Annotated in this window: 16 protein-coding genes; 8 read left to right on the top strand and 8 right to left on the bottom strand. The window is 65.1% G+C overall.

The genetic code is table 11. From position 1 onward, the window contains the following. Positions 1-58: 58 nt before the first annotated feature. Both ACXJ16_RS21470 and ACXJ16_RS21465 read right to left on the bottom strand, forming a co-directional pair. The gene (locus ACXJ16_RS21470; protein ID WP_463921867.1) at positions 59-772 is read right to left on the bottom strand and encodes a cold-shock protein; all 714 of its coding nucleotides are present in this window, start codon (positions 770-772) and stop codon (positions 59-61) included. Between the two features lie 158 nt (positions 773-930). After that, positions 931-1323: a hypothetical protein gene (locus ACXJ16_RS21465; RefSeq protein WP_454798370.1), complete on the bottom strand. Its 393-nt coding sequence runs from the start codon at positions 1321-1323 to the stop codon at positions 931-933. A gap of 389 nt (positions 1324-1712) precedes the next feature. Between ACXJ16_RS21465 and ACXJ16_RS21460 the strand changes: the two genes are divergently transcribed. After that, entirely contained in the window at positions 1713-3578 is a 1866-nt protein-coding gene (locus ACXJ16_RS21460) for a methyl-accepting chemotaxis protein (protein ID WP_463921865.1), read from the top strand. A gap of 383 nt (positions 3579-3961) precedes the next feature. Here the strand turns inward: ACXJ16_RS21460 and ACXJ16_RS21455 are convergent, their stop codons facing one another. Continuing rightward, positions 3962-5083 (bottom strand): zinc-binding dehydrogenase, encoded by a 1122-nt coding sequence (locus ACXJ16_RS21455; protein WP_463921864.1) that lies wholly within the window; start codon positions 5081-5083, stop codon positions 3962-3964. A gap of 159 nt (positions 5084-5242) precedes the next feature. Between ACXJ16_RS21455 and ACXJ16_RS21450 the strand changes: the two genes are divergently transcribed. From ACXJ16_RS21450 to ACXJ16_RS21420, 7 genes are all read left to right on the top strand, one after another. Then, positions 5243-5584 carry a DUF485 domain-containing protein gene (locus tag ACXJ16_RS21450; protein ID WP_454798367.1) on the top strand — a complete coding sequence of 114 codons (342 nt, stop codon included), beginning with the start codon at positions 5243-5245 and terminating at the stop codon, positions 5582-5584. 50 nt (positions 5585-5634) lie between these two features. Then, positions 5635-7305, top strand: coding sequence for a cation acetate symporter (locus ACXJ16_RS21445; protein ID WP_463923307.1), 1671 nt, complete (start codon positions 5635-5637; stop codon positions 7303-7305). A 72-nt stretch (positions 7306-7377) separates the two neighbouring features. Continuing rightward, entirely contained in the window at positions 7378-8565 is a 1188-nt protein-coding gene (locus tag ACXJ16_RS21440) for a TetR family transcriptional regulator (protein ID WP_463921862.1), read from the top strand. Between the two features lie 87 nt (positions 8566-8652). Next, complete coding sequence (locus tag ACXJ16_RS21435) at positions 8653-10938, top strand: TonB-dependent receptor (protein WP_463921861.1); 2286 nt, start codon at positions 8653-8655, stop codon at positions 10936-10938. A 25-nt stretch (positions 10939-10963) separates the two neighbouring features. Beyond that, positions 10964-12214 (top strand): Ca2+-dependent phosphoinositide-specific phospholipase C, encoded by a 1251-nt coding sequence (locus tag ACXJ16_RS21430; RefSeq protein WP_463921859.1) that lies wholly within the window; start codon positions 10964-10966, stop codon positions 12212-12214. Between the two features lie 25 nt (positions 12215-12239). Further along, entirely contained in the window at positions 12240-13034 is a 795-nt protein-coding gene (locus ACXJ16_RS21425; RefSeq protein WP_463921858.1) for a hypothetical protein, read from the top strand. A gap of 83 nt (positions 13035-13117) precedes the next feature. Beyond that, a complete protein-coding gene (locus tag ACXJ16_RS21420; RefSeq protein WP_185999913.1) occupies positions 13118-14443 on the top strand; it encodes an MFS transporter in 1326 nt (441 codons plus the stop codon). Positions 14444-14465: 22 nt separating this feature from the next. Here the strand turns inward: ACXJ16_RS21420 and ACXJ16_RS21415 are convergent, their stop codons facing one another. The 5 genes from ACXJ16_RS21415 to ACXJ16_RS21395 form a co-directional block, all read right to left on the bottom strand. After that, positions 14466-15578 (bottom strand): pectinesterase family protein, encoded by a 1113-nt coding sequence (locus ACXJ16_RS21415; protein ID WP_463921857.1) that lies wholly within the window; start codon positions 15576-15578, stop codon positions 14466-14468. Further along, the gene (locus ACXJ16_RS21410) at positions 15575-16534 is read right to left on the bottom strand and encodes an alpha/beta hydrolase fold domain-containing protein (protein WP_463921856.1); all 960 of its coding nucleotides are present in this window, start codon (positions 16532-16534) and stop codon (positions 15575-15577) included. The genes ACXJ16_RS21415 and ACXJ16_RS21410 overlap by 4 nt, the downstream gene beginning before the upstream one ends. An 85-nt stretch (positions 16535-16619) precedes the next feature. Continuing rightward, positions 16620-19661 carry a TonB-dependent receptor gene (locus ACXJ16_RS21405; protein WP_463921855.1) on the bottom strand — a complete coding sequence of 1014 codons (3042 nt, stop codon included), beginning with the start codon at positions 19659-19661 and terminating at the stop codon, positions 16620-16622. A 92-nt stretch (positions 19662-19753) separates the two neighbouring features. Further along, positions 19754-20764, bottom strand: a complete 1011-nt coding sequence (locus ACXJ16_RS21400; RefSeq protein WP_463921853.1) for a FecR family protein — start codon at positions 20762-20764, stop codon at positions 19754-19756. Beyond that, positions 20758-21282 (bottom strand): RNA polymerase sigma factor, encoded by a 525-nt coding sequence (locus tag ACXJ16_RS21395; RefSeq protein ID WP_231635673.1) that lies wholly within the window; start codon positions 21280-21282, stop codon positions 20758-20760. The genes ACXJ16_RS21400 and ACXJ16_RS21395 overlap by 7 nt, the downstream gene beginning before the upstream one ends. Positions 21283-21309 lie beyond the last annotated feature (27 nt).

The raw sequence follows: 21309 nt of genomic DNA, 5'->3' as shown, positions 1-21309 counted from the left end.
CCGATCAGCCGCCAGAGCATGGCCTTGGCCGGTGGAAACCGGCCAAGGCCCGCGGACCTCAGCGAAGGACCAGATTGACCGCCGAGGACTTGCCGCGGCGATCGATCTCGATTTCGAACTCGATCTGATCGCCTTCATGCAGGCCGGACAGGCCCGAGCGCTCTACGGCACTGATGTGCACGAAGGCATCGGGCTGGCCGTCATCGCGATTGACGAAGCCAAAGCCCTTGGACGCATTGAAGAACTTGACCGTGCCGCTGGCGCGTTCGCCCGTGGACTGGCGCTGTGCCGGCGCGGATTCCCGCCGAGTGGCGGTGATGACTTCGCCGACGATCGAGAGATTCGTTGCGGAGACCTTGCCGCCACGGTCGACCAGCTGGAACTCAAGCTGCTGACCTTCGGCAAGCGTCGTGAGGCCGGCGTCCTGAACGGCGCTGATGTGAACGAAGGCATCGTCGCCGCCATCTTCGCGCTGGATGAAGCCGAAGCCCTTATCCGCGTTGAAGAACTTGACCACGCCGCTGCCCTCGCCGATGACTTGAGCAGGAGCGCCGCCGCGAGGGCCGCCGCCGCCGAAACCGCCGCTACGCGCACCGCCAAAGCCGCCGCGCTGCCCGCCACCGAAACGGTCGTTGCCGCCGCCGAAGCGGTCGTTACCGCCGCCGAAGCGGTCGTTACCGCCGCCGAAACGGTCATTGCCGCCGCCGAAACGGTCGTTGCCACTACCGAACCTGTCACGGCCGTTACCGCGATTTCCTCTGTCAAAAGACATGACTAAAACGTACCTTCGTTGCGCTCGGTGAAAAAATGGCCCATGCGCTTGAACGCGGCGCGCCGGGCGTAATAACAATCAGCTTACAATACGAAGTGTTCTGACAGGGCTATGATACCCTGTGGCTGATTGTCAGATAAAAATTTAATGATGTATATCTATTTCGAAATATTTTGGCACGTAAATGCTGCATTTGCCAAAATCCCGGGCAATTCTGCCTTTGGGTTCGAAAATATTTCCTGCAATTGCAGGTGCGTATTGTGGAGCGAGGCGATCGATGTCTTGATTCCTTTAACGGTCATCACGGCGCGTGCATCATGATTGGCGCGCCTTTTTTGGACTTGTCTCGCTGCATCGCTGCCCCATAGCACCGAATTTCCTATCAGACCATCCGAGAGCCTCGTACAGTGAGGTTTTCCGAGATCGGCGCGGCAGTTTACCGGGAATCCTTGAAAAATCCGGCTGAATCGGGCTCGGCGGGGCAGGAAATACGATACCTGCAACACTCCGTCGCTTCGCATCGCGGTGAAAATCTTGGTGTGGCGGGCCATGGTGCCAGCTTGCGCTTGCGGGGCGAAGGGAATCGCAGCCGCCCGGATTCTGTCTTGAGAATGAGAAAAGGACGGGCAAGGGGCCGCTCGGCGGACTTTGATCGATCGGATCGATGGTCAGGCCTTGCCATGCGGCAGGGCACGGCGGGGGATGCCTGTGATGCGAACCCATATTGAATGGCTATGCAGGATTTCCAATTGCCGCCGGTGAATGGGCGGATTTCCGCGGTTTTCCCGGCAGGAGAAAATGCCGCGGATCCTGAATTCCGATGATTCCCGCGTACGGTGAAGGAGGGGCGGCCGAACGGGCAAGTCCAAGTGTCTATAACGGCGGGATATATAGGCGTTCGGTGAAGCGCTCGTTCTCCCCCCGGCCCGAGGAATTTACCTTGCTCGATTTTCTGAACAATTGGCGGCTTTCTAAAAAGCTGCTGGCAGCCTTCAGCCTGCTCATCGCGCTTCTGAGCGTAGTGGGTATCAATGGCCTTGTTTCGACAAGGACCATGAACTCTATCGCCCAAAGCCACGTCGATCACGGCATCGCCAGCATGTCGGCGCTGGAAGCGGTCATCAGCAATGCGCAGGCGCTTCGCTCGCTGGTCTATGCCAGCTACATCGCGAAAGACGCCGGCGAAGCGCGCGATCTCAAGCAGCGCTATGACACCGCGCGGGCCGATCTCGACAAGGCGGTGGAAGAATACAGCCAGGTAGCCGATGTCAGTCTGGCAGGCGACCTTACCCGGCTCAAGAGCGGGATCGATAGCCTCTATGCAGTGAACGAGCGCACCCTGAACCTGCGAAGCGCGGGCGATCTCGAGGGCGCGCTGGCATTGATGAACACCGATGGTCGCGCTGCCTCGCGCGATGTGACGACGCGCACGGATGCTCTGGTGGACAAGGTTCGCGAGCTTTCGAGCCGCCGAGCCGAGCAGGGGCAAGCCACTGCCGAACTGACGACCTGGCTCTCGGCTGGCCTCGCTATCATCGGAATCGCGGGAATTCTGCTCATCTGGCGCGTGCTCGTGCGCACCGTCGCCGCGCCGATGAGCCGGATCACCGAGGTCACCACCTCGCTTGCCGAAGGCGGCCACCAGGCGGTGCCCTATCGTGAGCGTCGTGATGAAATCGGCGAGATAGCGCAAGCCGTCGAGCAGTTCCGTGTCGCCTCCGAAGCCCGTGCCGAGATCGATGCGCGCCACGCCAAGGAGCAGGAAGTCGTCACCTCGACGCTGCGAGCCAGCCTTCAGGCCATCAGCGAAGGCGACCTGACGCGGTCGATCAACGCCGATTTTCCGCCGGCCTATGGCGAACTCAAGAACAACTTCAATTCGGCTGTGGGAGCGCTGCGCGATCTCATCGGTGCGGTCGCTGAAAGCGCCGTTACGATCCGCACCGGCTCCAGCGAAATCGCCCAGGCATCCGAGGACCTGGCTCGTCGTACCGAAAGCAACGCGGCCAGCCTTGAAGAGACTTCGGCGGCCATCACCCAGATGGATCAGCGCCTGCGCGCCACTGCCGAAGCCGCCGGTCGCACTGTACAGCGGGCCGATGGGGCTATGGGTGTGGTTCAGACCGGCCGCTCGATCGCCGATGAGGCCGTGCAGGCCATGGGCCGCGTCAGCGAGAGCGCCAAGGGTATCGATTCGGTGATCGAGGGGCTCGATAAGATCGCCTTCCAGACCCGGGTTCTTGCCATGAACGCTGCCGTAGAGGCAGGCCGCGCAGGCGACGCAGGGCGCGGTTTCGCGGTGGTGGCCGATCTCGTCTCCGCGCTCGCCATGCGCTCGGAAGAGGAAGCCAAGCGAGCCCGGGAGCAATTGACGGCGACGCAGACCGATATCGGTACTGCTGTCGGAGCGGTGCAGCGCGTGGACGGCGCGCTTCAGAACATCTCGGGCGACGTGACCGAGGTGCATACACTGCTGAGCGACATCGCGGCTGACAATCAGGTGCAGTCATCGACGATCACGCAGATCAGCGCAGCGATCGGCACGATGGACCAGGCGACGCAGCAGAACGCGGCGATGGTGGAGCAGACTTCGGCAGCGGCGCGCACTCTCAACAGCGAAGTCACCGCTCTTTCGGACCGCGCTGCAATGTTCCGCACCGGAAATGGTGGCGTGTCCCATTCCCCGCGCTCGTTTCCTGCCGCTACGCCGCGCGGCGCAGGGGCGGCGATCCCTTCCATCTCAGTTCGAAGCCCCAAGGTGGCCGCATTGGCAACCGGGCAGGACGATGACTGGATGGATTTCTGACCGGGATGTGAGGGCGCGAAGAAGGCGCGGATCGGAGGGTTGCCGTTCTTTGGACGGGCGGTAACCTCCATCAAACTTGTGCCTGTCGCAGGTTCTCCCGGATTTGTGCGATAGCCGATAATCAATTATGTGAATGAAAAATCATCATATCTATTGATTTTTGATATGAGGTGCGATGCCGCAATCCCGAGGAAACAGCGCAAGATAGTGCGCGGTTATTCAATGGGAGAGATTAGGCTCAGGACCCATTGATTGACGGAGGTCGATGTGATTCAGGCTCCGCAAGGAGACTGAGCATGAGCGGCCTGCCAATCAATGGGTCCTGAGGCCGCAATGGGCGCTAAGGGGACCCGCCTCGCTGCGCCAGAATCTGCTATCGCGGGCTAACCTCCGGAAGGGTCGATCAGGAACTTCTCGCCTGTGGCCTTGCGCTCGTATGCTTGCAGGACGTCCGGCTCCAGGGCTTCCGCCAATCCGATCACGCGGGTGTATTTGCTGGCGAATGTCGTTGTCAGTTCGTCGATCACGCGGCGGCGCAGGCGGGCTACGACTTCGGGGCCGGCTTTCTGGAGGAACGGGAACAGCAGCCAGCCCGACACGCCCCACTGGAAGCCGAAAGCCAGCCGATTGAGGATCGTCGGCGAAGTGTCCAGTGCGCCGTAGATGTAGAGCTGTTTGAACACGGGTGAGCCGTAGCGGTTGTATTCGGGCATCGCGCGGACCTGCGCCTGTTCCATGGCCTGCATGATGTCGCTGCCCAGCGTCCCGCCGCCGATGGCGTCGAAGGCTAGGGTTGCGCCGGTTTGCTCCACGGCTTCCGCAAGCCGGGCGGCGAAGTCGTCGTCCTTGCTGTTGATCACGTGCGCGGCGCCGATCTCGTTCAGAATGTCGGCCTGCTGCGTGGAGCGGACGATGTTGACCAGCGGTATGCCGTCCCGCAGGCATACCTTCTGCAGCATCTGCCCGAGGTTCGATGCGGCGGCGGTATGGATGATCGCCTTGTGCCCCTCGCGCCGCGCAGTTTCGACGAAGCCGAGCGCGGTGAGCGGGTTGACGAACATCGAAGCGCCGCTTGCCGCCGTCGCGCCTTCGGGCAGCGGGATCACCTCGCTCGCCTTGATACGGCGATAGTCGGCATACATCCCTCCGCCGATCATCCCGACCCGCCTGCCTTCCAGCGCGGCGGCGTTCCGTCCGGCTGCGACGACGGTTCCGGCGCCTTCGTTGCCCACGGGCATCGACTGGCCAAGCCGCGCCGCGACACCGGCCAGACGGGCCGGCGGAATATCGAAAGTCAGGCTTCCGCCTCCGCCATCGCGCCGTTCGAGTGTCGCGATATCGGCAGGGCCGAGCAGCAGTCCCAGGTCGCTCGGGTTGATCGGCGCGGCTTCCACGCGGACGACGATCTCGTCGTCTGCGGGATCGTCGATCCGCACCTGTTCCAGCGACAGTGTCAGCTTGCCGTCATCGATCGTGGATCGCAGTTCGCGTCCCGTGAAGCCCATGACCTTCTCCGCTTGTTTGGCCGCGGCCGAATTTGCCGCCAGTCGGCGGAACATAGGCAGTGCGCCGGCCCGCGCAAGGATCGGCCAAGAAAACGGCCTGCTTCCAACAATAACATTGCCTTGCAGTTTGGCGAGGTCATAGTTGGCGCCAACGAGAAGATGGGAAGGGTAGAGGACGTGCAGAACGAAGCCGATACGACCACGTCGTCGTCCGCGATTGCCTCCGATCCGCGTTACCGCAAGTTGGTGGCAAGCCGGTCCCGCCTTGGCTGGCAATTGGCGGGAATAATGCTGGCGGTCTTCTTCGGCTTCATTCTCGTGATAGCCTTTCGCAAGGACCTGCTGGCGGAACCGATCGGCCAGGCGACCACGACTTGGGGAATTCCGGTGGGTCTCGGGGTGATCCTCGTAGGGATCGCGCTCACCGGCTTTTACGTCTTCCGCGCAAATCGCGATTTCGATCCGCTGCTCGAAGCCATTCGCAAGGATGCCGCGAAGTGAGCGGCCGCCTTGCCGCAGTGCGCTCCGGATCGGTTCTGGCTGTGCTTGGCATGGCTGTTCCCGTGCCGGCATTCGCCGACGCCCTGACCGGGCAGACGCAGCAGCAGCCGACGAACTGGCCTGCGATCCTCATGTTCGGGGTGTTCGTGCTGGCAACTCTCGGGATTACCCGCTGGGCGGCACGAAAGACCCGTACGACGGCGGATTTCTACACGGCGGGAGGCGGTATCACGGGATTCCAGAACGGATTGGCGATTGCCGGCGATTACATGTCGGCGGCATCGTTCCTGGGGATCTCCGCCCAGATTTTCGCCGACGGCTACGATGGGCTGATCTACTCGACGGGCTTTCTGGTGGGCTGGCCGATCATTCTCTTCCTGCTGGCGGAACGCCTGCGCAATCTCGGCCGCTACACGTTCGCGGACGTGGCATCCTTCCGTTTCGCCCAGACCCCGGTCCGTCTCTTTGCCGCTTCCAGCACGCTCGCCGTCGTGCTGTTCTACCTCATCGCCCAGATGGTCGGCGCGGGGCAGTTGATCAAGCTGCTGTTCGGGCTGCCCTATTCCTATGCCGTGGTGATCGTGGGCGTGCTGATGACGTTCTATGTCCTGTTCGGGGGCATGATCGCGACCACATGGGTCCAGATCATCAAGGCGGTACTGCTCCTGGGCTGCGCCACGCTCATGGCTTTCGCCGTGCTTGCCAGCTTCGGCTTCTCGCCCGATGCCCTCTTCGCGCGCGCGGTAGAAGTGAAGACGGCGCTGGCACTCGATGCCGGCGCCGACCCGGCGACGGCGGCGGCCAAGGGGCGGTCGATCATGGGGCCGGGCAATTTCATCAAGGACCCGGTTTCCGCGATTTCCTTCGGCATGGCGCTCATGTTCGGGACAGCGGGCCTGCCGCATATCCTGATGCGCTTCTTCACCGTTCCCGACGCCCGGGCCGCGCGCAAGTCCGTACTCTGGGCCACCGGCTGGATCGGCTATTTCTACATCCTGACTTTCATCATCGGCTTCGGCGCGATCGTGATGGTCGCGACCGAGCCGGCCTTCCTCGATCCGGCGACGGGCGCCTTGCGAGGCGGCGGTAACATGGCCGCGCTTCACCTGGCTGATGCGGTTGGTGGCAACCTGTTCCTCGGCTTCGTCTGCGCGGTCGCCTTCGCCACGATCCTTGCGGTCGTTGCCGGGCTGACCCTTGCCGGTGCGTCGGCCGTCAGCCATGATCTCTATGCGTCGGTGCTGCGCAAGGGAGAGGCGAGTTCCGAGGATGAACTGCGCGTATCGCGGCGAACGGTGGTGGTCCTCGCGCTCGTCGCGATTCTGCTGGGCATCCTGTTCGAGAACCAGAACGTCGCGTTCATGGTCAGCCTGGCTTTCGCGCTGGCCGCCTCGGGCAATTTTCCGGTGCTGCTGCTGTCCGTGCTGTGGAAAGGCTGCACCACGCGCGGGATCGTGTGGGGCGGGTCGATCGGCCTTGCGCTGGCGCTTGTCCTGACGATCCTGTCACCCGCGGTCTGGGTCTCGGTGCTTGGCCATGCCGACCCGGTGTTCCCCTTCACTTCGCCGACGCTGTTTTCGATGCCACTGGCGTTCTTCACGATCTGGATCGTTTCCCGGCTTGACAGGAGCGGCCGCGCGGCAGTGGATCGTGCAGGCTATCTTGCGCAGCGTGTCCGTTCCGAGACCGGGATCGGTGCCGCCGGGGCAAGCGCGCACTGATCTCCCCGGCTCCTTCGGAAAACCGGAAGCGTCGTCTGGACTGGGCCGGGGACGACGATATGAAGTGCCGGAATGAAATCTCGAAGCGATATCACAGGCCTCCTCGATGCTGCCCGGACGGTGATTGCGGCCAGGGGCATCTCGGGCATGAGCCTGCGCACCGTCGCAGAGGAAGCGCAGACTTCGGTCGGCTCGATCAGCTATCGTATCGGTGACCGCGCGGCGCTGATCGCCGCCGTTCTCGATCGCGAAGTCGAACTCATGGCCGAAGCGCGCCGTGAATGGCGTGAGCGGGTGGGGGATCACGACCCTTTCGGCGCCGGGAGCCTGGCCGATCTCATCTGCGAATGGCTGGACCAGGGCGCGCATTCCCGGCGCACGTCCGCGATCGTCACGTGCGAACTGGCCTTGCTGGCCAGCCGCGAGCCGCAATCGCTTCGCGCGATCGACGCGCTGCTGGATGAGGGGGAGGGGCTCTGGCGAGACGTGCTGCCCCCCACCCCGCTGGGCGGGCGACTGGCCCATTTCATCGCCAGCTACTGTCTGGACGAACAGGTCTTCTCCATTCTTCTGGCCGATGAGACCGATTACCGGCTGCTGCGCCATTCGACCGTGCGTGCGATGCTGCGCGGCAGCGGGGCGTCCGGCGATCCCGCCGGTTCGCGGTGGCACATGGCGCTGGTGGAACGGCTCGCGGTGCCGGCCTCGGCCGCTTATGACGAAACCGCGGTGCCGCCGCAGGGCGCCAAGGGTGCCATTGCGGAGAATATTGCCGATATCATCGTGGAGCAGGGGGTGGGTGCCTTGTCCCACCGCACCGTGGCGCAGGCGGCGGGCGTGGCGACCTCCAGCGCCGCTCACCACTTTCCGACGCACCGCGATATCCTGTTCGCAGGGGTGGAGGCCGTCTATCGCCGCCTGCGCAGCCGCATCCATGCCAGCGGTGCGAAGCTGGGCAGCAGCGACATCATCCGTCTTACGCACGAATGCGCGCTGGCGGCGCTGGGCGATCCGGCATTCCGGCCTTTCGCGATCGACATGCGGCGCAGGCGGGCGGAAAATGTCCATGGCCAATATGCGCAATGGCTCGGAATTCGCACGGACAGCGACCGGGCGCGCATCCAGGCGATCGTCATGGCTTCCATCGGAAACGGCCTGCGCAGCCTGGCGACCGAGGCGGAATGGCAGGCCGCGCCGGATCTCGTTCAAGCTTTCACTGGCAGCAGTACGAGTGTTTTAATTGAACGAAAAATGCAGTGAAATAACCAATACGATTGTCCTGAAAGAGTCATGAAGCGCGCTTAGAGGCGCGTCCTGAAGACCCGTGGTCAACAGGACGGAGCCCCTATGTCTGCCTTCAAGCGCAATCGCAGTATCCACCTTCTCTCGACCATTCTGGCAGGTGCGATCGCGCCGTGCTGGGCGATGACGGCGCAGGCCGCCGAAGCCCCCGTCAGCGATGACGCGCTGCCCGAAATCACCGTCACGGCCGAGCGCCGCGCGGAAAGCAGCCAGAAGGTGCCGCTGGCGATCCAGTCCATCGACGGCGAGACGCTGGCCAAGACTGGCTACACTTCGGTCACCGATCTGCAGTACACGATGCCGGGCGTGCAGTTCGACCCGACCCAGGGCGCCGCGTTCCAGATCCGCGGCGTCGGCAGCACCTCTTTCGACTTCTCGAACGCCAAGTCGGTCAGCGTGGTCGTGGACGACGTGGTCATGGACGGCCAGCGTGCCAACGGCCTTACCGGGCTGGTCGATATCGACCGGGTGGACGTGCTGATGGGGCCGCAGGGTACGCTGTTCGGCAAGAACGCCACCTCGGGCGTGATTGCGGTGACCACCACAAAGCCGAAGATCGGCGAATGGTCGCTGCGCGGCAGCGCCAGCTTTGGCGAGCATGACGAGCGCATCCTGAACGCCACCGTGAACGTGCCGCTCGGCCCCATCGCCGCGCTGCGCGTCTCGGGGTTCGACCAGGCCTTCGACGGGTTCGGCCGCAACGTGACGCTGAACCGCAAGGTGGGATCGCAGCACGAGTACGGTGGCCGGGCGCGGCTCTATCTGGAACCGTCGGACAGCTTCAACCTGACGCTTTCGGGCGACTATGCCTACCACTGGGACAGCAGCGTGCGCACGCCGGTTTCCGGCCAGTCGGCGGAAGTGACCGCGATCCTCAAGGAATTGGGCGTCGTTCCCGGACCGAAGAGCGCCGATACCGCGGATTCCTCGTTCGGCCAGATCATCACCGAGGAATACGGCACCTCGCTGCGTGCCAATGCGAAGCTGGGTGACCACGAGCTGACCTCCATCACCGCCTACCGCGCGACCCGCTATGACAACTGGACGCCCGCCAGCCTCACGCCCTACGATCGCTACGCCTACATCCCGTTCAATCTCGGCCAGCTCGATACCGACAAGTTCAGCCAGGAAATCCACCTTGCCTCGCCGACCGGCGGCTTCGTGGAATATCTGGTCGGCGCGTTCTACAACCGGCTTCATGCTCGCCAGACACAGCTTCAGTGGTCGACCGGCGGGCAGCCGCTCTACGATGCCGCCGGCACGCCGCTGCCCACGCTGATCGCGCTGACGGGGGCGATCGGCAAGGATGGGAACGCCTCTCTGTTCGATTCCGTGAACGAAACCGTTGCCGCGTTCGGCCAGCTCAAGTTCAATTTCACCCCGCGCCTCAGCCTGACCCTGGGCGGCCGTTACACGCACGACAATAATTCGCAGAGCATCGATTACGTCTATATAAACCCGCAGGCGATTGCCGGGTACACGCCGAACTTCGTGGCTTCCAGCGCGGCTCCGGCTTATGATTTCGGCCGCGTGAAGGGAGACAACTTCTCCTTCCGCATCGCGCCGACCTATCAGCTTGCCGACAATGTCATGGTCTACGCGACATATTCCACCGGCTACAAGCCGGCCGGGATCGCCTTCGTCGGCAACAAGTACGCGCCTTACGAGGACGAGACGGTCAAGGCATGGGAAGCCGGCATCAAGTCCGAATGGTTCGGACGCCGCCTGCGCTTCAACCTCGACGTGTTCCGTTCGGACTTCAAGGACTTCCAGGCCACGATCCTGACGCAGATACCCGATGGATCGGGCGGCACGATCAACGCCACGGTCATCGGCAATGCCGGCGGCCTGCGTACGCAGGGCGTGGAAGGGAACCTTGTGGTCCAGCCGATGCGCGGCCTGCAATTGTCCGGCGCGGTGACTTACACCGATGCCAAGTTCACGGACTACGTCTACAATGCGACCACCAACTACACCGGCTCGCGCCTGACGAATTCGCCCGAGTGGTCCGGTACGGCAGCGGTCGACTACGATCACGAGTTCGGCTCCGGCCTCGGCCTGCGCGCCCATGCCGACTATGCCTATCGCAGCGAATACTGGACCGTGGTGGGCCAGCCTGCCTATTCGCATGTGCCGGGCTACGGACTGGTCAACGGCCGGGTGAGCGTGAAGCTGCCCGATCGCCCGGTGGAGATCGGCGTCTACGCCCGCAACCTGTTCGACAAGTACTTCTCCACCGGCTGGCAGCAGTACGGCGTGCTGGGCCTGTTGCACTACACGTCGCCCAATGCGCGCCGCACGGTCGGCGGCTTCGTCAACGTCAGCTTCTGACCCGCGCGAACCCGAGGGAGCACGCATGAAACGGATGAAACCGGCCATGGCGATCGCCGCCATGGCCGCGCTCTGGGCCAGCGCGGCCATGGTCAGCGCGGACGAAGCCGCCCCGCTCGGCACGCCGCCGGTAAACGCACTGGCCGCCGAAGGGGAAAGGCTGCCGATCAACGCGCTGCAGCTGGTGGGCACGCACAACAGCTATGCGCTTCCGGCCGACCCGCGCGCGATGGCGGTAATGGCCCCGCGCCTCAGTGCGCTCATGCAGGCGATGACCGGCGGCATGAGCGCCGAGCAGCGCGCCGCCATGGAGGACGAGCATCCCGGCGGCCTCGGCGGGATGGCGCAGGCGCTCGACTATGTGCAGATGCCGCTTCAGGCCCAGCTTCGCAGCGGCGTGCGCAGCGTGGAGATCGATCTCCAGCCCGATCCGCAGGGCGGGGCCTATGCCGATCCGCTGCCCTATCGCGAACTGCGGGCCCGGGGCGTGACCGATCTTTCGCCGATCTACCGTGACGAACTGGCCCGGCCCGGCCTGAAAGTGCTGCATCTGGCGGACCTCGACTTCCGCAGCCAGTGCCCCACCTTCCGGTCCTGCCTGACGCTGCTGCGCCAGTGGTCGGACGCGGAACCGAACCACAGCCCTGTCTTCGTCCTGCTTGAACCCAAGCTTTCCGGACTGGACCGCGTCATTCCGGGCGCCACCCGGGTACCGCCGTTCGACAAGGCGCAGTTCGAGGAAGTGGACGCGGCGATCCGCGAGGTTCTAGGCCGGGAACGGGTGATCGCGCCCGACGACGTGCGCGGCGCGATGCCGCGGCTGGAAGACGCCGTGCTCGCCGGGCGCTGGCCAACGCTGGGCGAGGCGCGGGGCAAGTTCGTCTTCCTGTTCCTGGTGCCCGCGATGAACCTAGCGGCGTTCAGGCCCTATCTCGATGGCCGGCCCTCGCTGGAAGGACGAATGGCCTTCGTGCAGGGCAAGCCGGGCATGGCCCATGCCGCGTTCATGCTTTACGATAACGCGCTGACGCATGGCGCCGAAATCCGAGATGCCGTGCGCAAGGGCTATCTCGTCCGCACCCGTGCCGATATCGACACCGGCGATGCCCGCCGCGACGACGCCGGCCGCCGGGATGCGGCACTGGCCAGTGGCGCGCAGATCGTGTCGACCGATTATCTCACGGCGCCCAACATTTACGGCAATGGCTATCACCTTGCCCCGTCGGCGCGCGGCTGGCGATGCAATCCGGTCGTGACCGGTTGTCCCCGCCCCTGAATATTTGCATTCATTGGAGAACATTATGACCACGCGCAGGGCGCTTCTTGTCGGTGCTCCGACGACCTTGCTGGCCGCTCCGTCCGCTTTCGCGCAGGCGCTTGGCGAAGCCGGTGTTTCGGGCGACGACCTGTCCGCGCTCGAACGGCTCATGGCGCGGACGCTGAAGGGCGAGCTGGGCGACGAGGCCCTGGCCCATGAGCTTGCCGCTCATGTCGCCGATGCCGGTTTCCGCTGGGGCTATCCGATGTTTCCGGTTCGCGAGGCGGACAGCGTCGTGGCCTACAGTTTCGGCTATCGTTCGGCGACGGGGAAGGTGAATCCCGATACCGGCCTTACCGACGGCGAGGAAGCGCCTGAACCGGGGCCGATCAATGCGATGCTGGCCGATGCCGTGAAGGCCATTCGGCGGTTGCGCAAGGTGCGGGTCTACGCGCAATGGGAAATCGCGCAAGTCCTCGCCGACAGGCACGGCATGAAGGATGTCGTGCCGATCTACCCGGCCAAGGGCGAGGATGGCCGCAAGACCTACCTCAGCACCGATGGGGTCGCGCGCGGCGTGATCGCTCATGCCGGCACGGCGCAGGCACTGGGCAAGGTCGCCGTCGTCGGGCACCGCGATCATGTGAAGCGCTGCATCCTGGTCTCTCGCGCCAACGGCATGGCGGCCGCCGCCGCCCGCGAGGTGCCGCTTCCGGTGGATTACGACCGTCGCTCCGCCCAGCCCTGGACCCGGCGGCGTGACGCCTACCTGCTCAGCGATGTGATCGCCCAGCTCACGATGGCGCGCGCGCGGATATTGTCCGACCTGCCGAGCTGAGCACGCGGACACCGCTCATGCGGCTGGGTCACTGTTTCCACGGCGTCAAAAAAGCGAAGCCAATCGCGGCTAGGGCAACCTGCATGGCCACCGCGTTCGAATCCTCCATCCCGCCGCCAGCGCGGCCCGGCGCGGCCACGGCGATGAGGCTTGGTTACAGCAGCGGCAACATGGGCAAGAGCCTTGTCTGGAGCAGCTTCGAAAGCGTGCTGCTCTATTTCCTGGTGCTGCATGGCGGGGTTCCCGTCACTCATGCCGGTGTGTTGCTGACCTTGCTCATGGTGTGGGACGGGCTGGCCGATCTCGCCATAGCCTACCGTACCGACCGGACCGGGAGGCAGGACGGACTGGCACGGCTGATCGGCATCGGGGCACCGCTTTGCGGCGCCTGCTTCGCGCTGATTTTCGCCGCGCCGGTGCTGGGCGGCACGGCGTTTTCGCGAACGGCCATCGTGGTGGCCGCCGTGATCGGCAGCAGGATCGGCTATACGCTTTGCGATGTCGGCCACAACACGCTGATGGTCCGCATGGCGGCGAGCGAACGGGACAGTTCCGGAATTTCGGCGCTGCGCCTGATATTCAGTGCCCTCGGCGCGGGATGCACCGGGCTGGCATTGGCGCAAGTGCTGGCGATCCACGATCCTTCGGACCAGCGCCGCGCTTTCGTTGCGTTCGGCGTGGCGGGGGGAACGATCTATCTTTCAACTCTGCTCATCGCCCGCGGGGTGACGCGGCATCTCCCCGCGACCGGGCGCGAACCTTCACGAGGCGGCGCGGTACGGATGGTACGCAGCTTGCTTGCAGACAGCGGCTATCGGCAGATACTGGGCATCGTCGCCGTTCAGGGCGCGCTGGTGCCGTTCTTCATGCGCGCATTGCCGTTCCTGGGGCGCGCCACCATGAGCGAGCCCGCATGGCCGGGATGGGCCTTGTTCGCGATCACGCTTGGCCACGGCGTCTCGCTTCCGCTCTGGATGAGCGCCGCGCGGTGGCGCTCATCGCGGGACATCCTCGCGCTGGCACATCTCGGCTTCATCGCGGCCATGGCCGGGTTCGCCCTCGCTTTCCGGCAGCCCGCCGCCACGGCGTGCCTGTTCCTGCTTGGCGCGAGCCTGGCGGGCATGAGCATGGCGGTCTGGGCGCTTCTGGCCTCCCATGTGCAGTCCGGCCGGTTTTCGGGCGCCGGAGGAGAAGCGCTGCCGGTGGGGCTGTTTCTCGCCACGCTCAAAGTCGCCTCCGGCATCGGCACCATGCTGCTGGCGGCCGTCCTTTCCGCGTGCGAGGGCGCGGCAGCGGGTGCGGGCGCAGGGAACCCGGTGCTGGCGGCCTCTATCGGCCTTCCCGCTATCGGCTCTGCCTGCCTGTTGCTCGTCCACTGCCTTGGCCGGTCCCCGGGCCGACCGGCATAAGGGCCGCAGCGGCGGCTTCCGGTCAGTCCTGCGGCATTCCGGCCATGATCTCCCGGCGGATCGCCGCGATCCCCATGGGGCTTTTCCAGCGCATGCCGATGTCGCGGGCCGGTGCGCCGGGGCCGCTGGAGGACAGCTCGGCGAAACGCGAATCCTGCGCCCGGAACACTTGCGTCATCGTGCCGTCGCGGGCGGTGCCGTTCATTTCGGTCCAGTGGTCGGGATGGATGTGGCGATCCATGAAGCAATCGACGAACAGCGCCTGCCCGACCGCTTGCGGATCGGCATAGCGGCCGTCGGCGAAGCGGGTGGTGGGGTGCCACGGGCGGGCCAGCGCCACGGCATGGTCGGGCACGCCCGCCTCGCGCGTCAGGCGGCAGCGGTGGAAGACGATGCCGTGGGCCTGCGACAGCGGCGTCGATGGCGCGGCGACGAAGGACTGGAATTCGCCGGGGGTATAGGGCGCTGCACGCGTGCGGGTGCGGATTTCGCTATCCTCGATCAGCAATTGTCCGTTGCCGAAGATGAAATCGACATTGCCGGCGATCAGGCTCTTGCGGATCAGCGCGCGGCCGCCATTGGCGAACAGCGTGTCCTGATAGCCGAGCAGAGCCACCCGGTCGAGGCGCACGCGGTCGCTCGCGATGTCGAGCAGCAGGGCGGCGGCTTGCGGGTTTCCGATCTTGCTCTCGGCGCCATCAGGCAGGCGGTCGTTGGCGAGGTAGTCGTAAGTGTTCTCGATGGTGAGGTCGCGGACGGCGATCTCCCGCGCATTGATGGTGAGCGTGGCCGATCCCGGCGTGCCCCAGCCGTTGCGGTGATAGGCCTTGGCGGTCTGCGCGACGGCGCCAAAATGGATGCGGGTGTTCTCGCGCCCGCTGCCCACGAGGCGGATGCGGTCGCGGGCGATGACGGGCTTTTCCGCATAGTCGCCCGCGCTGACGCGGATCGTGATCCAGCGCCCGCTCGTATCGCGCGCTGCGGCACCGAGCGCCATGCCGATGGAGGTGTAGCAGGGCGCGGCGCTTCCCGTGCAATCGCGGCGCACCGCCAGTTCGGTGGCGGGGGCCTCAGCCGCTGCGGGATATGCGATCGCCGCGAGGAGCGGCAGCGCGAGAAAGCGGAGGCGTGTCATTTCGGGCTCCCGGCAGGGGCGAGACGGCGGAGGAAGGTGTCGATCTCCCCGGCGGTGCGGGAGAGCCAGGGATCGAACAGCCAGAAGTCGTGCGGAGCGCCGGCGAAGGCGAATTCGCGGTGCGCCACGTGGTTCCGGTCAAGCGCGGCGATCACCCGGTCCTTGCCCACCGTGAAGCGGGCAATGCCGCTGCCGACGATCAGGGTGGGCGGCGATTGCGGCCCCACATGGCTGGCGGCGCTGGCCTCGCGCCAGCGCTGCGGCATCGCCTCGAAGCTGCCGCCCAGCCAGCGGGCGAAGGGGGAATCGGGGCCTGCCGCATTCTCGAAGCGCAGGGCTTCGGGGTCGGCCATGTCGAGCACGCCGTCGAGGTCGATGAGGGCGTTGGGCCTTGTCTTGCGCGTCTCTCCGTAAAGGCCGCCCGGCCCCGCATAGGCAAGCAGCGCGGCCATCTGTCCGCCCGAAGAGGCACCGCCCAGTGCGATGCGATCGGCGCTGATGCCGAATTCGCCGGCATGGCTCTTTGCCCATGCCAGTGCGTCCGCCACGTCCTCCATCCCGGCGGGGTAGGGCGCTTCGACCGAGAGGCGGAACTCGGGCAGGAACACGGTATAGCCCCGCTGCGCGAGCAGGTTGGCAAGCGCGTAGAAATGCGTCTTCGCGCCAGAACGCCATGCGCCGCCATGGACCAGCACGATTCCCTGTCCGTTGGCTGTCGCCGGCCCGAAGATGTCAAGATGGAGCGTCCGCGCTGCCAGGGTCTTGTAAGGGCGATCGAACAGCACCGATTGCCCTTCGCGCCATGTCACGGCGGGCCATGCGATGCCGGGGTAGATGTCGCGATACTGTGCGAAACGCTGGTCCACGGTATAGCTCTCGTCCACCTCGCGCGCCGAGCCCGGCAGGGCGATCAGCGCCATCGCGAACGTCAGGCCGGATCGGAACAGCTTGGGCATCGCGCATCCTTCAGCTTCTCGAATTTGGAAAAAGGGGGCCGCCGTCCGGGGGAGGACGGCGGCCCAGGGAGCAACTTTTGCAGCGTCAGAACTGGTATCTGGCGCCCACGAACCACTGCGCGCCGGTGCGGGAGAATTCGCGGGTGAGATACTGCGTGCCGTCTCCGGTGCCGTAGATCCGCTCGCGCTCGTTGGTGATGTTGATACCCTGCACGTTGAGGCTGAGCCGCTCGGTCAGGTTGTAGTAGGCCGAGAGATCGACTTGCGTCGGGCCGTACTTGCGCTCCTGCACATGGCCGTTGCCGCCCGGTTCGCTCAGCAGATAGTCGTCGCGCTTGTTGACCGAGACGCGCAGGCCCAGCTTGCCGGTGTCGAAATAGCCGGTGAAGTTATAGGAATTGGGCGAAAGCCCGGTGGAATCGTGCGCCGTGACATGGGTGTAGTTTGACGCGATGCCGAAGTTGGAGAAGACGCCCGGCAGGAACGTGAAGGGCAGGTTCAGCGTCACTTCCACGCCCTTCACCTTGTCCCCATCGGAGGAATTGACCGCCGTGTAGAAAGTGTAGGGCACCTGGGCGGGATCGGCGTTGTAGGAAGGATCGTAGCGCGGGTCGGCATAGATCGCTGCCCAGTATTCCTGCGGCACCATCTGTTCGATCACCGAGGTCTTGAGCGAGCGGATGATGTTCTTCTGGAACAGCCCCACCGCGAACAGGCCGCTCTTGCTGAAGTACCATTCGAGGCCGAGGTCGAAGTCGTCCGACAGGTAGGGCTTGAGGTCGGGGCTGCCGAGGTTGCTCACCGTGCGCGTGGTATATTCGAACACCGGGCTGGCGATGTTGAGTGAGGCAAGGCCGGGCCGGGTCATCGAGCGGGCATAGGCGAAGCGGGCGACGAGCTCGGGCGTCAGGTTGAGCGCGGCGTTGAACGAGGGCAGCAGGTTGTCGTAATGGCGCTTCACCTCCACTGGCGAACCGGCGATGACCGCGCTGGATTCCACGTCGGTGCGGACATAGCGAAGCCCGGCATCGAGGCGCAGGGTCATCGAACCGATGTCGAAATCGCCCATCACCTCGCCATAACCGCCCGTGGTCTTCTCCACGACCTTCCAGCCCGCCGCGACATTGGCGGTGTAGCCGTCGTTGAACAGGCCCGAGCCGGCGATGGCGTCGAAATCGACCACGGCGAAGGTGGGCAGCCCGCCCGAGACCACGCCGTCGCCGAAGTGGCCGATCGGGAAATCGGTCATGTAGGCCTGGGGCTCGAAGCTCGGCAGCGCGCCCTGCGCTTCGGAATAGCGCACCATGCGGCGGCTGTAGGCGACGCCGGCCAGCGCGGTGAAGCGGCCCTGCTGGAATTTCGCGTTAGCCTTGGTCGTGAAATTGTCCTTCACCACCTTGTTCAGCCGGTTGGCCGCGGTCAGCGCGTTGATGTAGTTTTCCGGATCGTTGGGGTCGTAGTCGCCATAGTCCACCACCGCCACGTCGCGGCTGCCGGTATAGTCATAGGAATAGTAGTGCGGGATCGAACGCGCGTAGAAGCGCAGTTCGCTGCGGTCGGCACTGTCGCGGGCCTTGCCGATCATGCCGTCGAAGGTGAGGTTGTCGCTCGCCTCGTATTCGCCCGAGAAGACGAACTGGGTGAACTTCGAGGTCGAGGTCTGGTGGCGGCTCTCGTACCATGAGGTGACGTCATCGAACGCCGCGGCGACCAGTTGCTTGCCATCGGGGGCAATCGTGAACGAAAGCGGGGTCTGCCCGACATAGTTGCCCGCAGGCCCGTGCGTGAGCAGCCATTCCATCGAGTTGTAGCTGTAGCGATCGTTGTCGAGCTGCGAATAGAGCGCGTCGAACGTGAGCTTCAGCCCGTCGAGCGGGCGGGCCTGGATCGAGCCGCCAAGGCCGAGCCGCTTCTGGTCGTTGCCGAAGAAGTCGGCGCGAGGCAGGCGCGGGGCCCAGAGGCAGTCGAGCGAATCCGCCGCGCCGCAGTTTTCGGGCGTGCCCGAGACTTCGGGATCGGTATCGGCCCAGCTATCGCCGTTAACGAAGGGCGAGGTCCAGCGGACGCTGGAAAAGCCCTCCTGATAGACGGTGCGCTTGGAATAGGCCGCAGAAAGCAGCACGCCGATGGTGTCGTCCGCGAACGTGTCGGAGATCATGACCGTGGCGCGGGGATCGACCTTCCGCGAGACCGTGTTGTAGCCGGCCTGGCCCGAGGCGACGACGTGGAAGCCGGGGGAATCGAACGGCTTTGCCGAATAGAGATCGACCGTGCCGGCGATGCCGCCTTCCTCGATCGAGGCGCGCTGGGTCTTCTGCACGTCGATGCGGTTGAACAGTTCGGAGGCGAAGACGTGGAAGTCGAACGCGCGGCCTGCGTTGATCGTGAAGCCGCCGGAATCGAGCCCGTCGCTGCTGGCGGGCACTTCCATGCCGTTGAGCGTGGTGCGCGTGAAGTCCGGCGAGAAGCCGCGCAGGGTGATGTTGCGCCCTTCGCCGCCCTCGCGCGAGATGGTCACGCCCGGCAGGCGCTGGATCGATTCCGAGAGGTTGAGGTCGGGCATCTTGGCCATGTCCTCGGCCATGATGCTCTCGGTCACGTTGATCGCCTGGCGCTTGACGTCCTGGGCCCGCTGGAGGCTGCCGCGAAAGCCGGTGACGATGATTTCCTCGGCGGTCGGCATGGCTTCGGCGGCGGGGGCGGCATCCATGCTGGCGGAGAGCGCGACAGGCGGCTCGGCCGAAAGCGCGGGTGCAAGAGCCACTGGAACGGTCGCCACGGTCATGCGGGCGGGATTGCCGGCGGGCATTCGGCTGCCGGCAACGATGGCGTAGGACGCCGGGCCAGTGCGCCGTGCCGAAAGCCCCGTTCCCGCGAGCAGCCGCGCCAGCGCCTGGTCTACGGTCATCTCGCCGCGCACGGCATTGGTGCGGATTTCGTGGGTCAGCCGGCGGGCGGCGATGATCTGGATGTCTCCCTGCCGGCCGAGCTGGGTAATGGCGGTTTCGGCAGGCTGGGCTTCAATGACGAACTCTCTGGTCTGCGCCGCGGCCTGCGCCGGGGATGCGATTGTGCAGACGATGGCCGTAGTCGCGAACAGCGCATTACGCACTTTGTTTTTGTGCATTATTATCCACCCCAAATATATATTGCGGGTTTCTTCGAACCCGTATTGTCAGAGAGTCATTCCTCCGAAAAATCCTTCCCCTGAATTTGTTTTTAATCCGAAGAATTGAGAGAAATTCTGATGAGGTCGGGATTGCTGGTATCCAGCGTTATCCCAAGGCTGGCCTTCACGGCTTCGGCGAAGCCTTCCGGGTCGTTGATGCGGAACAGGCCGTCGAACTGTTCGCGGGCGATGCGCGGGTCGGCGATCAAGATCTGGCGGGCGTTGTAACGGTTGAATTCGTTCGCGGCTTCGTAAAGCGTGCGCCCGTCAAGATCGATCATGCCGCTGCGCCAGGCCAGCGAACGGTCGACGGAGGTGGGAATTCCGGCCTCATAGTCGATCACGGCATGGGCGCTGAGCGTGGCGCGGTCGCCCGCTTCAAGGCGCATGTGCAGATCGGGCCCGCCCGCCGGGGCCGCGCTCCAGGTTTCGACCATGCCCTCGGTGACGAGCACTTCCACACCGGTTTCGCGCCGCCGTACCGAAAAGGCAGTGCCGACCGCGCGCACGCGCACGTCGCCCGCGGCCACCACGAAGGGCCGTTTGGCGTCCTTGGCGACCTCGAACCAGGCCTCCCCTTGCGCAAGTTCGATGTCCCGGCTGCGCCCGGCCATGTCGACGACCAGCTCGCTGCCCGAATTCATCGTCATGACCGAACCATCGGCCAGCGGCAGGCGGCGGATTTCGCCGAGCTTCGTTTCGTAGACGGCAGGCGCGCTGCTCCAGCGCACGCCGGTCACGGCAACCGCGGCCGAGGCGGCGATGCCCGCCAGCAGCCCGCGCCGCGCCAGCAGCGCAGGGCGGGCAGGCGCGGCTTCCTCGCCGTCCTGTGCGGGCGGAGCAGATTCTTCTTCCGGCACGGCGGCGGGCGTGAGGGCATACCACTGGGCCTGTACCTGCAGCAGCAGTCCCTGGCGAAGCGGGTCTTCGGCCAGCCAGGCCTGAAGCTGCGCCTCGTCCGCTTCGCTCCACGCATCGCCGTCCATGCGCGCCACGAAGGCGGCAGCGGCATCGCGCGCCGCCTCCCGCTCGCGGGATCGGGGATCGTGCGTGCTCACCATGGGCGGGCCTCCCGGCGCTCCGCACCCGTGAGGCGTTGCTCGTTCTCCGCCTCTGCCGCGTCCCAGGCGGCGCGGATCGCGCGAACGCCCGACCAGACCTGCTTTTCCACGGCCTTCTCGGTCATCCCGAGATGCGCGGCGATTTCCTTCTGCGACCAGCCCTCGATCTTGCGCAGTTCCACCACGCGGCGGCAACGCTCGGGCAGGCGGGCGATGATCTGCAGCACGCGGGCGTAGTTCATGCGGCTGGACGCCTGATCCTCGGGAGAGGGGGCTTCATCGTCATACCAGCTTTCGACATCGCTGAAGGCTTCCAGAACGACCACCTGCTGGCGCTTCATCCGGCGCAGCATGAGATTGCGGGTGATGGCGAACATGTAGGACAGCGGCCGGTCGATGTGATCGACCGAGGGGAGCATGGCTATGCGGCAATAGGCTTCCTGCATCACCTCGTCGACATCCTCTGGCGAGAGGCGCGAACGGGCCAGCCAGCGCCGGACCCGCGCCTCGTGGGGCACGATTTCGCGCGCGACCCAGACCGCGAT

Source organism: Novosphingobium sp. TK71 (assembly GCF_055361505.1).
The sequence above is the reverse complement of the archived record's forward strand: the minus strand, read 5'-3'. Positions and strand labels throughout refer to the sequence as shown.

Bases quoted from the DNA above. Each gene is read 5' to 3' on its own strand.
- ACXJ16_RS21455 (WP_463921864.1), bottom strand. From the start codon at position 5,083: ATGGGCTTCACGGGACGCGAACTGCGATCCACGATCGATGACGGCAAG.
- ACXJ16_RS21410 (WP_463921856.1), bottom strand. From the start codon at position 16,534: ATGCCCAAGCTGTTCCGATCCGGCCTGACGTTCGCGATGGCGCTGATC.
- ACXJ16_RS21400 (WP_463921853.1), bottom strand. From the start codon at position 20,764: ATGGTGAGCACGCACGATCCCCGATCCCGCGAGCGGGAGGCGGCGCGC.
- ACXJ16_RS21405 (WP_463921855.1), bottom strand. From the start codon at position 19,661: ATGCACAAAAACAAAGTGCGTAATGCGCTGTTCGCGACTACGGCCATC.
- ACXJ16_RS21470 (WP_463921867.1), bottom strand. From the start codon at position 772: ATGTCTTTTGACAGAGGAAATCGCGGTAACGGCCGTGACAGGTTCGGT.
- ACXJ16_RS21445 (WP_463923307.1), top strand. From the start codon at position 5,635: ATGGCTGTTCCCGTGCCGGCATTCGCCGACGCCCTGACCGGGCAGACG.
- ACXJ16_RS21435 (WP_463921861.1), top strand. From the start codon at position 8,653: ATGTCTGCCTTCAAGCGCAATCGCAGTATCCACCTTCTCTCGACCATT.
- ACXJ16_RS21420 (WP_185999913.1), top strand. From the start codon at position 13,118: ATGGCCACCGCGTTCGAATCCTCCATCCCGCCGCCAGCGCGGCCCGGC.
- ACXJ16_RS21450 (WP_454798367.1), top strand. From the start codon at position 5,243: ATGGGAAGGGTAGAGGACGTGCAGAACGAAGCCGATACGACCACGTCG.
- ACXJ16_RS21425 (WP_463921858.1), top strand. From the start codon at position 12,240: ATGACCACGCGCAGGGCGCTTCTTGTCGGTGCTCCGACGACCTTGCTG.
- ACXJ16_RS21430 (WP_463921859.1), top strand. From the start codon at position 10,964: ATGAAACGGATGAAACCGGCCATGGCGATCGCCGCCATGGCCGCGCTC.
- ACXJ16_RS21415 (WP_463921857.1), bottom strand. From the start codon at position 15,578: ATGACACGCCTCCGCTTTCTCGCGCTGCCGCTCCTCGCGGCGATCGCA.
- ACXJ16_RS21465 (WP_454798370.1), bottom strand. From the start codon at position 1,323: ATGGCCCGCCACACCAAGATTTTCACCGCGATGCGAAGCGACGGAGTG.
- ACXJ16_RS21440 (WP_463921862.1), top strand. From the start codon at position 7,378: ATGAAATCTCGAAGCGATATCACAGGCCTCCTCGATGCTGCCCGGACG.